Origin of the sequence: Streptomyces sp. ISL-98, assembly GCF_018614055.1 — a bacterium.
Classification (GTDB): domain Bacteria; phylum Actinomycetota; class Actinomycetes; order Streptomycetales; family Streptomycetaceae; genus Streptomyces; species Streptomyces spiramyceticus.
The window spans coordinates 42,392-55,116 of record NZ_JAGGPB010000011.1 but is presented as its reverse complement, the minus strand read 5'-3'; the positions used below and the strand labels follow the sequence as shown (position 1 = coordinate 55,116).

11 protein-coding genes and 2 pseudogenes are annotated in these 12,725 nt (G+C 67.8%); 7 read left to right on the top strand and 6 right to left on the bottom strand.

What is annotated here, in order from left to right; translation table 11 throughout:
- Positions 1-27: 27 nt before the first annotated feature.
- Both J7I98_RS08695 and J7I98_RS08690 read left to right on the top strand, forming a co-directional pair.
- Positions 28-741 (top strand): annotated as a pseudogene (locus J7I98_RS08695) (IS256 family transposase); the annotation flags it as partial.
- 118 nt (positions 742-859) lie between these two features.
- On the top strand, positions 860-1,222 hold the full coding sequence (locus J7I98_RS08690) for a hypothetical protein (protein WP_214920023.1): 363 nt from the start codon (positions 860-862) through the stop codon (positions 1,220-1,222).
- Between the two features lie 187 nt (positions 1,223-1,409).
- Here J7I98_RS08690 and J7I98_RS08685 read toward each other — a convergent pair whose 3' ends face one another.
- From J7I98_RS08685 to J7I98_RS08670, 4 genes are all read right to left on the bottom strand, one after another.
- Entirely contained in the window at positions 1,410-2,336 is a 927-nt protein-coding gene (locus J7I98_RS08685) for a transposase (protein WP_214920022.1), read from the bottom strand.
- 262 nt (positions 2,337-2,598) lie between these two features.
- The gene (locus tag J7I98_RS08680; protein WP_285438007.1) at positions 2,599-3,375 is read right to left on the bottom strand and encodes an amino acid ABC transporter ATP-binding protein; all 777 of its coding nucleotides are present in this window, start codon (positions 3,373-3,375) and stop codon (positions 2,599-2,601) included.
- On the bottom strand, positions 3,372-4,343 hold the full coding sequence (locus tag J7I98_RS08675) for an amino acid ABC transporter permease (RefSeq protein WP_214920021.1): 972 nt from the start codon (positions 4,341-4,343) through the stop codon (positions 3,372-3,374). The genes J7I98_RS08680 and J7I98_RS08675 overlap by 4 nt, the downstream gene beginning before the upstream one ends.
- Positions 4,344-4,384: 41 nt before the next feature.
- Positions 4,385-5,323 carry an ABC transporter substrate-binding protein gene (locus J7I98_RS08670; protein ID WP_214920020.1) on the bottom strand — a complete coding sequence of 313 codons (939 nt, stop codon included), beginning with the start codon at positions 5,321-5,323 and terminating at the stop codon, positions 4,385-4,387.
- 522 nt (positions 5,324-5,845) lie between these two features.
- Here J7I98_RS08670 and J7I98_RS08665 point away from each other — a divergent pair.
- From J7I98_RS08665 to J7I98_RS42200, 5 genes and pseudogenes are all read left to right on the top strand, one after another.
- Positions 5,846-7,060: an NADP-dependent malic enzyme gene (locus J7I98_RS08665; protein ID WP_214920019.1), complete on the top strand. Its 1,215-nt coding sequence runs from the start codon at positions 5,846-5,848 to the stop codon at positions 7,058-7,060.
- A gap of 159 nt (positions 7,061-7,219) precedes the next feature.
- Positions 7,220-8,185, top strand: a complete 966-nt coding sequence (locus J7I98_RS08660) for a zinc-binding dehydrogenase (protein WP_214920018.1) — start codon at positions 7,220-7,222, stop codon at positions 8,183-8,185.
- A 75-nt stretch (positions 8,186-8,260) separates the two neighbouring features.
- Positions 8,261-9,664 carry a cellulase family glycosylhydrolase gene (locus J7I98_RS08655; protein ID WP_214920017.1) on the top strand — a complete coding sequence of 468 codons (1,404 nt, stop codon included), beginning with the start codon at positions 8,261-8,263 and terminating at the stop codon, positions 9,662-9,664.
- Positions 9,665-9,697: 33 nt separating this feature from the next.
- On the top strand, positions 9,698-9,907 hold the full coding sequence (locus J7I98_RS08650; protein ID WP_214920016.1) for a helix-turn-helix domain-containing protein: 210 nt from the start codon (positions 9,698-9,700) through the stop codon (positions 9,905-9,907).
- Positions 9,907-10,464 (top strand): annotated as a pseudogene (locus tag J7I98_RS42200) (Clp protease N-terminal domain-containing protein); the annotation flags it as partial. The gene J7I98_RS08650 and the pseudogene J7I98_RS42200, both read left to right, overlap by 1 nt.
- A gap of 314 nt (positions 10,465-10,778) precedes the next feature.
- Here J7I98_RS42200 and J7I98_RS08640 read toward each other — a convergent pair.
- Positions 10,779-11,765 (bottom strand): PadR family transcriptional regulator, encoded by a 987-nt coding sequence (locus J7I98_RS08640; RefSeq protein ID WP_214920015.1) that lies wholly within the window; start codon positions 11,763-11,765, stop codon positions 10,779-10,781.
- Position 11,766: 1 nt separating this feature from the next.
- Positions 11,767-12,630 (bottom strand): DUF4097 family beta strand repeat-containing protein, encoded by an 864-nt coding sequence (locus J7I98_RS08635; RefSeq protein WP_214920029.1) that lies wholly within the window; start codon positions 12,628-12,630, stop codon positions 11,767-11,769.
- Between the last annotated feature and the right edge of the window lie 95 nt (positions 12,631-12,725).

Genomic DNA, 12,725 nt, shown 5'->3' with positions numbered 1-12,725 from the left:
CCGCTTTCATGAAAGCGCGAGGTTAACGTCAAGACCAGGGACGGGCAGCTCGCGAACCGGCCGGTCTACGTCGTGATGGCCGTGTCCACCGAAGGCACCCGGGACATCCTGGGGATCTGGGCCGGCGACGGCGGTGAGGGCGCGAAGTACTGGCTGCACGTGTTCACCGAGCTGAAGAACCGCGGCCTGGACGATGTGCTCATGCTCGTCTGCGATGGCCTCAAGGGCCTGCCCGAGGCGGTGGAGACCGTCTGGCCTCGCACGATTGTCCAGACCTGCGTGGTTCACCTCCTGCGCAACAGCTTCCGTTACGCGGCCCGCCAGGACTGGGACAAGGTTGCCAAAGCCCTCAAGCCCGTCTACACCGCACCCAGCGAAGATGCGGCGACTGAGCGGTTCGGGGAGTTCCAGGAAGCCTGGGGCCGGAAGTATCCGGCGATCATCAAACTGTGGGAGAACGCCTGGGCCGAGTTCGTGCCCTTCCTCTCCTTCGACGTCGAGATCCGGAAGGTCATCTGCTCGACGAACGCGATTGAGTCCGTGAACGCCCGCATACGCAACGCTGTCCGGGCCCGCGGACACTTCCCCAACGAGGCCGCCGCCCTCAAGTGCGTCTACATGGCACTGATAAGCCTCGACCCGACCGGCAAGGGTCGCAAGCGATGGACCATGCACTGGAAGGCACCCCTCAACGCATTCCAGATCGCCTTCGAGGGCCGGCTCACCCCGGCCAAGAACTGAACCTCAACAACCAAGATCAGCCGTTAAATTGACACTCCCCTGACGGCCGCCTTAGCCAGCGCTCGGAGAATCGGGATACGGTTTCTACGCCTCGAGGTCGAGCGAAGGAGAAGAACTGTTGTTCAGGACATGGATTTCTCGAGTTGGCACCGCATGTGCTGCAAGCGCCCTGGTACTCGGTGTCGCTGGCAGCGCTCACGCGGATGACTCCTACCTTAGGATCGGTAACGGATACTTTAAGCACAACGACGAAGAGCCGGACTCGTTCCAGGTCTGCGACACGAAAGCTGGCGGCCCCGGAGTCACGGGGAAGCTCTACGTAATGGTCAACACCCAACCTACGCAATGGGTCTTGTTGAAGACGTGGACAGACGGAGACGACGCGGGATGCGGTGGCGGCGGCTTTGACCTCGGGAACAGCCCGTACATGTGGACGATAAAGAGCGGTAGCCAGGAGAAAATGGGCAACCTCAGGGAGTAGTCCGCTCTGGCCTAACCTCGATCGTTCATGAGTCCCTGTCGCTTCCGCGGCGGGGACTCTGTTGTTGCCGGGTGCGGGATTTCCGGCTTTTGGGCAGGCTGGCGGCCCGGTTGTTGCGTCGGGTGGGCGCCGGGTTCCACTTTCCCGGGATGGTGGTGCGGGTTGTTGGGACGGTCGAGGTGGCTGGTCAGCCTGAGTTCGGCAGGGTGTGGAGCCGGTCGATTGCCCGGGTGATCACGCTGGTCCAGGGCCATCGGGCGGTGAAGCGGAGCCAGCGACGGCGGCCGGTGTTCACGAGTCGCGCGGCGGCGGAGAACAGTCGCAGGCGAAGCCGTTTGGGTTCCCAGCGGCGGGTTTCACCGGTCAGGGCGAGCATCGGCATCCAGGCGAGGAGGTCGAGCGCGATGGAGATGATCTCCAGCCAGATCTGGTTCTGCGCGGTGTCGTGCAGGGGCAGGTTGCGCAGGCCGGTGTCGCGGGCGTTTCGGATGCGGTCCTCGCAGCGGGCCCGCCTTCGGTGACGCAGTTCAAGGTCGGCGAGCTGGCCGCCTTGGGTGTTGGTGGCGAAGCAGGTCAGCCGCAGCCCGTTGAGGTCGGTGAAGCGCAACTGGGCGCCAGGGTGCGGGCGTTCCTTGCGGACGATCAACCGCATCCCCTTCGGCCAGGTGCTCAGATCGGGCATGTCGGTGATCTCCGCGACCCAGGCGCCGGGCCGCTCGTACCGGCCAACTCCCAGACCCGGGTGCGCACTTCGGCTCGCGCCGCGGATCGCCGTGAGGGCCTTCGGCCCGGCTACGGCAAGGGCATCGATGAGACGGGAGAGGGTCGGATCGGACGCCACCGGGCCGAACACCTCGGGCTCGGCCCGCAGCATGGCGACATCGGCCAGGCAGTCCCCGCCCAAAGCGGTCGCAAGCGCGACATCCAGCAAGACCTTGCCCGGATCATGCACAGCCCGCGGCTTGTGCCACGGCGCCAGCGCCGCCGATATCGCGGAGTCCAGACCGGCCTTGCGGACCGTCTCGACCAGGAGCACCAACCCGGCCTGCGAGACCGTTCCCCTGCCGCCGCCCTCGACGCGGACCCGCGGGTACAACCCCATACGCTTACTCACCTGGAGAGTGCTTCTTCCCATGCAGCCAACAGGACCCTAGACAAGTCCCATCGTTGCAGGTCAGAGGCACTCTCCGCTCATTTGCTCAAGGCATGGACGAGCGTGCTCATGAAAGCGCGAGGCTAGGTGGATGAACTAAGGCCGGGAAGTGACTGCCAACTCAGCTGGGAACGCTACTGAGTAACTCGTCACTCAAGAAGCGGAAGGGTGGTACGAGTCACCGGCTCGTACCACCCTTCCGTTACGTCTCCAGATTCGTAGGTTAAAGGACCTTGGAGAGGAACGCCTTCGTCCGGTCGTGCTGCGGGTTCGTCAGCACGTCCCGCGGGTGACCCGACTCGACCACCACACCGTCGTCCATGAACACCAGCGCGTCACCGACCTCGCGTGCGAAGCCCATCTCGTGCGTGACGACGATCATCGTCATGCCGTCCTCGGCGAGGCCGCGCATGACGTCCAGGACGTCACCCACCAGCTCGGGGTCGAGCGCGGAGGTCGGCTCGTCGAAGAGCATCAGCTTCGGCTCCATCGCCAGAGCACGGGCGATGGCGACACGCTGCTGCTGGCCGCCGGAGAGCTGCGAGGGGTAGTTCCCGGCCTTGTCGGCCAGGCCGACCCGGTCCAGAAGGCGTACGGCCCGCTCCCGGGCCATGGCCTTCGACTCGCCCTTGACCTGGATCGGCGCCTCCATGACGTTCGCGAGCGCCGTCATGTGCGGGAACAGGTTGAAGCGCTGGAAGACCATGCCGATGTCCCGGCGCTTGAGCGCGACCTCGCTGTCCCGGAGCTCGTAGAGCTTGTCGCCCTTCTGCCGGTAGCCGACCAGGTCCCCGTCGACGGACAGCCGACCGGCGTTGATCTGCTCCAGGTGATTGATGCACCGCAGGAACGTCGACTTGCCGGAACCGGATGGACCGACAAGGCAGAACACCTCGCGCGGCGCGACTTCGAGGTCGATGCCCTTGAGCACCTCGACGTGTCCGAACGACTTGTGGACTCCCTCGGCCTTCACCATGGGCTGTTCGGTCTTGGCACTCATACGGTCTGTCCTCCCACCTGGCTCGGAACCCGGAAAGAGGTGAGCTGGGCCTTGATGCGCTGCATGGGTGTCGGCGGCAGTGTGCGGTTGCTGCCGCGGGCGTAGTGACGCTCCAGGTAGTACTGGCCGATACTGAACACCGTGGTCAGCGCCAAATACCAGATGGAGATCACGATCAGGCTCTCCATGATCGCCAGTGTACGGGAGCCAAGCTGACGGCCTCGGAGGAAAAGCTCGCCGTAGCCGATGGCGAACGCCAGCGACGAGGTCTTCAGCATGTTGATGAACTCGTTGCCGGTCGGCGGGATGATTACTCGCATCGCCTGTGGCAGCACAATGCGCCGCATGGTCTGGGAGCCCTTCATGCCCAGGGCGTGGGCCGCCTCGGTCTGGCCGGTGTCGACCGACTGGATGCCGGCCCGGGTGATCTCCGCCATGTACGCAGCCTCGTTGAGGCCGAGCGCGAGCAGCGCGGCCACGAACGGGGTCATGACGTCGTTCATCTCGTCCTTGTAGATGAACCCGAGGTCCAGCGTCTTGAAGACGAGGGAGAGGTTGAACCACAGGAAGATCTGCACCAGTACGGGGGTGCCGCGGAAGAACCAAATGTAGCCCCAGGCAACTGCGGAGAGCACCGGGTTCGGTGACAGCCGCATCACGGCCAGGATCGCGCCGAGCACGACACCGATCGCCATGGCCAGCACAGTGATCTTGAGGGTCTCCCAGGCTCCCCGGGCGAAGGTGCCGTTGGTGATCTGCTCGCCGACCACGTTCCACTGGATCGCGGCGTCGGCGAAGGCCTTCACCAGCAGGGCCAGCAGTGCTACGACGATCACTGAGCCGATCCAGCGGCCATAGTGCCGGACGGGAATGGCTTTGATGGCCTCGGGAGGGATAGGCGCAGCCGTAGGTGCGGATCCGCCGTCCGGTGGGACAGTGCCGGGGGCCTTGTCGAGGGGGTCAGTCACAGGGTTGCTGCCTTACGTAATGGAGAAGTAGTGCGGTTGGCTCACTTGCCCGCGTTGACGGTGGCCGTCTCGATGGCGCCGGACTCGGCCTTCCACTTCTTCAGCACCTCACCGTACGTACCGCCGTCGATGATCTTCTGGACGGCGGCCTTGATCGCGTCGCGCAGCTCCGGGTTCTTCTTGCTGACCGCGATGCCGTATGGGGCCGCGTCGATCTGGTCGCCGACGACTTCGAAGAGTTTGCCGCCGCCACCCTCCAGCTCGTTGTAGAGGGCCACCGGGAAGTCGGTGATGACGGCGTCGGCGCGCTTGGTCTGCAGCTGCGTGATGGAGTCGCTGTCCTGGTCGGAGATGAACTCCTTGATCTTCTTGGCGCCGCACTTCTTCTGCTGGGTCTTCAGCAGGTCCTCATTGGCGGTGCCGCGCTGCGCCGCGACCGTCAGACCGCAGAGGTCGTCCAGGTTCTTGATGCCCTTGGGGTTGCCCTTCTGGGTCAGGATCGCGGACCCGGCTTTGAAGTAGTTCACGAAGTCGGCGCCGCCCGTGGCGTCCTTGCTCGCGCCCTGCTGGCGCTCCTTGGTGTCCGTCATCGACGACATGACGATGTCGTGGCGGCCACTGTTCATGCCGAGCACGAGCTGGTCGAAGGTGGCGTTCTCGAACTTGAACTCGACACCGAGGACCTTGCCGAGCTCCTTGCCGAGGTCGATGTCCACGCCGGCTGGCTGGTTGTTCGCGTCCATGAACTCCATCGGCGCGTACGCGATGTCCGAACCCACCTTGATGACGCCCTTGTCGCGGATCGCCTGCGGCAGCTTGTCGGCGAGCGGCGCGGCGGCGGCCTTCGTCTCCTTGGCTTCGCCGTCGTTCGTCTGGTCGCCGCAGCCGGTCAGCAGCATCGTGCCCGCGACCGCGATCGCGCCGACCGCGACAATCCGGGACTTCGTAGCGGCCGTACGACGGGTGGTGCTAGCGGTCATGGTTCGTTCCTCCAGCGGGATGGGGGAGTGGCCTGGGGGGTCGGGCACACTGCTTCGAGTATCGCGACCTCGTGTGATTACGGCATCTTGCCATTCGGACTAGCCCATTCAGGGCTCCAGTCATGTCAAAATCGGGTAACGGGTCACCCCCGAATCCCAGCAGGCCGGTACATCAGGGCCGGACCATCTGTTGGGCACTGCCTTTCCGGCCGGAAAATCTTCGGCCCGTCTCGTCATTTGAGCGCGTTTCATGCCGCCAAACGGACTTGTCCAGATATGCGCGCATGAGTCGTAGCACGTATGCGATATGGGCTCGTCGGCGGTGGCGTCGGTCAGGTAGAAAAGACGGTTACACCCCTCATCCGGGGCTCAGGGCGCGTGTGCGGCGCGCCCGCGCGTACGTACCTCCTCCCTGCCTGGGCGGGCCAACCGGCCGGCGCAGGGAACGGACGCGGTGCCCGCCCACCCCTCCTCAACCAGGAGTGGCCACCCTCAAACGATGAAGACTTAAGGGGTCAACAAATGGCAGCGGAGATCGTCAATCCTCGCAGCGACAGTGACAGCACCACAGAGGGCTCAGAGGAGCCCTTCGATCCGGCATTTGCCCTGCACCGCGGCGGCAAGATGGCCATCCAGGCAACCGTGCCGGTGCGCGACAAGGACGACCTGTCCCTCGCGTACACGCCGGGGGTCGCCAAGGTGTGCAGTGCGATCGCCGATGAGCCCGATCTGGTGAACGACTACACGTGGAAGTCGAACGTCGTGGCCGTCGTGACGGACGGTACGGCGGTTCTGGGACTCGGCGACATCGGTCCTGAGGCCTCGCTCCCCGTCATGGAGGGCAAGGCGATTCTGTTCAAGCAGTTCGGCGGCGTCGACGCGGTTCCGATCGCTCTCGCGACGACCGACGTCGAGGAGATCATCGAGACCGTCGTCCGCCTCGCGCCGTCCTTCGGCGGCGTGAACCTGGAAGACATCTCGGCGCCTCGCTGCTTCGAGATCGAGCGCCGGCTCCAGGAAGAGCTGGACATTCCGGTCTTCCACGACGACCAGCACGGCACAGCCGTGGTCACCCTGGCCGCGCTGCGCAATGCCGCCAGGCTCACCGGCCGTACGCTGGGCGACCTGCGCGCCGTCATCTCGGGCGCCGGCGCGGCCGGTGTCGCCATCGCCAAGTTCCTGCTTGCGGCGGGGATCGGCGATGTCGCCGTGGCCGACCGCAAGGGCATTGTCAGCCGGGACCGCGAGGACCTGACGGACGTCAAGCGCGAACTGGCCGACATCACCAACCGGGCCGGTCTGAGCGGTTCGCTGGAGACCGCGCTGGCCGGAGCCGACGTCTTCATCGGCGTCTCCGGCGGTACGGTGCCGGAGCCTGCGGTGGCTTCGATGGCGCCGAGGTCGTTCGTGTTCGCGATGGCCAACCCGAACCCCGAGGTGCACCCGGACGTGGCGCACAAGTACGCGGCGGTCGTCGCGACGGGGCGCAGCGACTACCCGAACCAGATCAACAACGTGCTGGCCTTCCCGGGGATCTTCGCGGGTGCGCTCCAGGTGCGGGCCTCCCGTATCACCGAGGGCATGAAGATCGCGGCGGCGAACGCGCTGGCGGACGTCGTGGGCGATGCGCTCGCCGCGGACTACGTCATCCCCTCGCCGTTCGACGAGCGGGTCGCCCCGGCGGTCACCGCGGCGGTTGCCGCGGCGGCTCGCGCGGAGGGTGTGGCGCGGCGGTAGGCATTCTGGGCTTTACCTGCACGGGCCGTGCCGCACCCCCTGGTGAGGGGGCGCGGCACGGCCCGTGCGCTGTGCGGTGGGGGTTACGGGTGCGTGAGGGACGTGTGTCACACCAATGCGCGGTTCCGTCGCGTACCGAGCCGTCCTATCGTCATGGTCATGTTCGCTGCCTACGCCGCCCGCATCGACCGTGACCAGCCGCTCAGCGGCCTTGAGCTGGGCGAGAGGCCGGCGCCCGACGTACGACCCGGCTGGACCACCGTCACCGTCAAGGCCGCCTCCCTCAACCACCACGACCTCTGGTCGCTGCGCGGCGTGGGGCTCGGGGAGGAGGCGCTGCCGATGATCCTCGGGTGCGACGCCGCCGGGATCGACGCCGACGGCAACGAGGTCGTCGTGCACTCCGTCATCGGCGAGACCGGGCACGGCGTCGGCCCGCGCGAGAAGCGGTCGATCCTCACCGAGAAGTATCAGGGCACCTTCGCCGAGCAGGTCACCGTGCCCGTGTGGAACGTGCTGCCCAAGCCCCGGGAGCTGTCGTTCGCGGAGGCCGCGTGCCTGCCGACCGCCTGGCTCACGGCGTACCGCATGCTCTTCACGAATGCGGGCGTACGGCCCGGGGACGCGGTCCTCGTCCAGGGCGCCGGCGGCGGTGTCGCCACCGCGGCGATCGTCCTCGGCAAGGCGGCGGGGCTCAGGATGTACGCCACCAGCCGCGACGAGGGCAAGCGCAAGCGGGCGGTCGAGCTGGGCGCGGTGGAGGCGTTCGAGCCGGGCGCGCGGCTGCCCCAGCGGGTGGACGCGGTGATCGAGACCGTCGGTGCCGCCACCTGGTCGCACTCGGTGAAGTCGCTCCGGCCCGGCGGCACGCTGGTCATCTCGGGCGCCACGAGCGGGCCGAACCCGCCGTCCGCCGAGCTGAACCGGATCTTCTTCCTGGAGCTCAAGGTCGTCGGCTCGACGATGGGGTCCAAGGACGAGCTGGAGGACCTGCTGTCGTTCTGCGCGGCGACGGGCGTACGTCCGGTCATCGACGAGGTACTGCCGCTGGACCGGGCGCGGGAGGGCTTCGAGCGGATGGCCGCGGGCGATCAGTTCGGAAAGATCGTGCTCACTCCCTCTTGATGGGTCGTCAGTTCTGCTGATGTGCTCTCCGGCACGCAACTGCGTGACTACGCGACTACGTGCCGGAGGCCTTCTGTGCGAACTGTGCGATGTGTTGCTGCTGTTGTTTGTGCTTTCGCACTGGCGGGTGGGGCGCTTGCCCCGGCCGCCGGTGCGCGTGAGATTCGTGAGACCAGCCGTGATGTGATCCCGCGGCTCACCGACGACCACGGTCGCGTCCTCACCCTCCGTGGCTGGAATGTCGAGGACAAGACCAACCGTGGCGACAGCGCCCTCAGCGCCATCACCGAGAAGCACTTCCGCGACATGAGCGCCAGAGGCTTCAACTTCGCCCGGCTGCTGGTCTTCTGGGACGACCTCGAGCCGCGGCGCGGTCAGTACAGCACGGCGTACCTCCGCAAGATCGAACGCATCCTGGACTGGGCCGAGAAGTACGACATACATGTACTGATCGACGCCCACCAGGACGTCTTCGGCCCCGCCTTCGGCCATCGCGGCATCCCCGAGTGGGCGACGCGCACCGACGGGCTGCCGTTCGAGCCCAACCCCGACGACTGGTTCTCGGAGTACTTCCAGCCCGCCGTGCAGCGCGCCTTCACCCACCTGTACGAGGACCCCGACCTTCAGCGGGCTCAGGCCGCGATGTGGCGGGTGATCGCCGATCGGTTCGAGGACCACCCGGCCGTTCTCGGGTACGACCTGATCAATGAGCCGATGGGGGAGCTGAGGGAGGGCGAGGATCTCGCGGCGGCCGCCCGTCGCATCGAGCGCGACCAGATCACGCCCATGCACAACCGCCTCGCGGACGCGGTCCGTTCGGCCGACCGCCACAGCTGGGTGTTCGTCGAGCCGACGCCGATCGTGGGCGAGGGCGTGCCGACCGGCCTCGGCAAGATCAAGGACCCCAAGGTCGTCTACGCCCCGCACTTCTACAACGCCGCGATGGAGGCGGGCGCGGACTACGACCCGTCGGCCCGCTGGATCGAGTCGTACGAGGCCGCCGTCACGGCGTATCCGAAGGAGCACCGCATCCCCGTGGTGGTCGGGGAGTGGGGGCCACTCAACAACTCTCTCCCGAACATGGGGCGTTTCTACCGCGAGGCGCTGGCGTCGCTGAACCGCTACAGCTCCGGCTGGGCGGGCTATGTCTGGTGTTACGGCGGTGGCTACTGCGCGGTCGACGGCGCGGGGGCCTTCCGTACGAACAAGGAGCAGACGGCGTCGCCGTACGCGCGCGCCGTGGCGGGGAGGGTGAGCTCGGAGTCGTACGACGCGGCTTCCCGGACGTATCGCCTGTCGTACGTCGCCTCCAAGCGGCACGGCGTGACCGAGCTTTCGCTGCCTTCGTGTGCGCGTGACTGGCGCGTGGTGGTCGAGGGGGCGGCGTGGGTTGTTGGCGGCCGGATCTTTGCGTGGCCGGGTGCGCGGGTCTCTGTGACTGTCGCGCCGACGGGCGGTCCCCTTGTCAACCGTGGTTGACGTGGCGGTGGCTGTCAATGTAGGTTGACAGGCATGACCGAAGCAACGGATCTCGCCGAGCGCGCGGGCGACGGTGACCCCCGGGTCGGGTTGCGTGCCGTCGTCGCGCTGCGGCGGCTGCTTGAGCAGCTCGAAGCCGTACAAGTGAGAAGCGCCCGCGCCAAGGGATGGTCGTGGCAGGAGATTGCTGCCGAGCTGGGCGTCAGCAGGCAGGCCGTGCACAAGAAGTACGGGAGGCATTGATGTTCGAGCGATTCACGGAGAGCGCCCGGGGTGTGGTGGAGGGTGCGGTCGCCCAGGCGGAACGGGCGAACTCCGACTCCGTCACCGAGGAGCATCTGCTGCTCGCCCTGCTGGACCAGGAAGGGACGCGGTCGTCGTTCGCCTTCGCCTCGCTCGGGATCACCGGGCGGCGGGCCGCGCTGGAGGCCGCGCTGGCGGATGCGCGGCGCCGGGGCGGGCTCTCGAAGGCCGACACGGATGCGCTCTCCGGCCTCGGTATCGACGTCGCGGAGATCGTGTCGAAGGTCGAAGCGGTGCACGGGCAGGGGGCGCTGGCGGGCGACAAGAAATCGAAGCGGTGGTGGTCGGGGCACCGGCCGTTCACGCGGCCGGCGAAGGACGCGCTGGTGAAGTCCCTGCGGATCGCGGTGGGGCGCGGTGACCGGCACATCGGCGACGAACACATGCTGCTGGCGCTCAGTGCGCAGCGGGGGGTGGTGGCGGAGGTGCTGGTGGATTACGGGGCGGATTACGGGGCGTTGGAGCGGGCGATGTTCGGGGGCGGCGGGTGCGGTGGCGGGCTGACCTGGGTGCGGGTGCGGGTGCGGGTGGCGGGCTGGCCCGGGTGCGGGTGCAGGGGCGGGCTGGCTCGGGCGCGGGTGCGGTGCCGGTGCGGTGCCGTGCGGGTTGCCTGCGGCGCTGTTCCCCCACCCTTCCGCAAGCTCTCAACTTCGTTCGAGCAGGGGAGACCCCATTCTTCCCGCTGTGACAGTTTGCGGCTGTCGCCGCGTGGGGGCTCCGCACCGGACCCCGCTCCTCAAACTCCCCCAAGGACTACGTCCAGGGGGGACCCCCAGGGGGCTGAAAATCAGCCCGTTCGGCGTTCGAGGACCTACGCCTTCGGATTCCGCAGTACCGCTCCGATGTGTGCCGCCGCCGTCGACAAGTGGCGGCGGGCCTCGCGCAGCTGGTCCTCCGACACGCCCCGGTCGCGCGCCGCGTCGCGGATGTCGTCGCGGAAGCGGTCCAGCAGGCGGTCGAGGTCACGGGCCGGGTCGCCGGACGAGTCCTCGCCCGCCCACTCCGGTTCGGCGGCCGAAGCGGCGTTCGCGGCGTCCGCGTCGTTGGCGTCCTCCGCCCGCGGCTGCGCCGCCGGTCGGCCGAAGAAGCCGAACTCCTTCGTGATCTCGGCCAGCCCCTCCCGTACCCCCTTCGGCCAGTCGCCCCGCGCGAACGTGTCCTGGACCTGCTCCTGTACCTGCTGGGCGATGCGCTGCACCTGCTCGCGCGCCTTCTCCTGCGCCTCCTTGGCCTGGCGGCGGGCCTGCTGGGCGTCCTCGCGGGCGCGGCGGCTCTCGTCCTTCGCCCGGCGTGCCTGCTCCTTCCACTCCTGCTTGGCCTTGCGCAGCTCCTCCTTCGCCGCCTGCCACGCCTCCTTGTCGCCGAACGCGCTCTCCCAGTCGCCGTTCCCGCCCCCGGCCTTGGCGTCCGTCCCGGTCGCTGCCGCCGCCGCCCGCATTTCGCGGCGCAGGTTGCCCGCCGCGCCCCGTACGTCGTCGCGGATCTCGGCGGCGAGCTCGGAGACCGACTCGCGGATCTCCAGCTCCAGGTCCGCCAGCTCTCCGCCGCGGCCCGCCAGTTCGGCACGCCCCGCATCGGTGATCGAGTAGACTTTGCGGCCGCCCTCGGTGGCGTGCGTGACCAGGCCCTCGGCCTCCAGCTTGGCGAGGCGGGGGTAGACGGTGCCGGCGGACGGGGCGTACAGGCCCTGGAAACGCTCCTCCAGGAGGCGGATCACTTCGTAACCGTGGCGCGGCGCCTCGTCGAGCAGCTTGAGCAGGTACAGGCGGAGGCGGCCGTGGGCGAAGACGGGGGGCATGTCAGAGCACCTTCTTGTCGGCCGGGGCGGTGTCATGGTCGGCGCGAGCGTCGTCCTCCGTCGGCGGGCGGCGGAGCAGGGCGATGGATCCGGAGACGGTCGTCGCCCGGAGCTTGCCGTTGCCCGCGCCCAGCGTGCCCGTGATCTTCTTGGCGCCGAACTGGCCCCCGACCCGCAGGTCGTCGAACGCGTTGGAGACGGAGCCGCTCGCGGTGTTTGCCTCGACCCGGGCGTCCGCCGGGTGCGGCAGGCGGATCGCGACCTCGCCGGAGACCGAGGTCAGGGCGATGTCGGTGGGGTTCCCCGCACGGTCGATGTCCACGGCCAGGTCGCCGCTGATCGATTCGGCCCGTACGGACGCACCGGCGCCGTCGATCACCGTCAGGTCGCCGGACACCGACTTGAAGCCGAGGCTCCCGGTAACGGCCTGGGCTTCCAGGCTGCCCGTGACGGTGTCGGCGCGGACGGCTCCGGAGAGACCGACGAGGGTGGTGTCGCCGTTGATGCCGCGTACGTCCGTACGCCCCCGGATTCCGGAAACGACGGCTCCCGCACCGATCACGCCGACCTCGACGGAGGAGTCGGCGGGCACGGCGAGGGAGACGACGGCGCTGCGGTTCCAGCCCTTGCGGTCGAGCCACTTGAGGAAGCCCTTCCAGGGCAGGTCCTCGTAGGCGACGGTCAGGGTGCCGCCGTCCTGAGTCACGGTCAGCGGGGGGCCCACGATGCCGGACACCTCCAGGCGGGCGGGGCCCTCCTCGATGCCTACGACGTTGACCGTCCCGTTGACGATGCGCACGTTGAGCGCCGTCACCGGTTCCTCGAACGTGAGCTTCTTCGGCTCAGCGACGGACCACTCGGGCATGCTGACCTCCTCGACGGGCATGGACGCAACATATCGCGTCTCTATGAAAACACGATATATCGCGGACAAGGGAAGTCAAGGGCGGGGGCGTGGAC

Bases quoted from the DNA above. Each gene is read 5' to 3' on its own strand.
- J7I98_RS08650 (WP_214920016.1), top strand. From the start codon at position 9,698: ATGACCGAAGCAACGGATCTCGCCGAGCGCGCGGGCGACGGTGACCCC.
- J7I98_RS08640 (WP_214920015.1), bottom strand. From the start codon at position 11,765: ATGCCCCCCGTCTTCGCCCACGGCCGCCTCCGCCTGTACCTGCTCAAG.
- J7I98_RS08670 (WP_214920020.1), bottom strand. From the start codon at position 5,323: ATGACCGCTAGCACCACCCGTCGTACGGCCGCTACGAAGTCCCGGATT.
- J7I98_RS08680 (WP_285438007.1), bottom strand. From the start codon at position 3,375: ATGAGTGCCAAGACCGAACAGCCCATGGTGAAGGCCGAGGGAGTCCAC.
- J7I98_RS08665 (WP_214920019.1), top strand. From the start codon at position 5,846: ATGGCAGCGGAGATCGTCAATCCTCGCAGCGACAGTGACAGCACCACA.
- J7I98_RS08635 (WP_214920029.1), bottom strand. From the start codon at position 12,630: ATGCCCGAGTGGTCCGTCGCTGAGCCGAAGAAGCTCACGTTCGAGGAA.
- J7I98_RS08660 (WP_214920018.1), top strand. From the start codon at position 7,220: ATGTTCGCTGCCTACGCCGCCCGCATCGACCGTGACCAGCCGCTCAGC.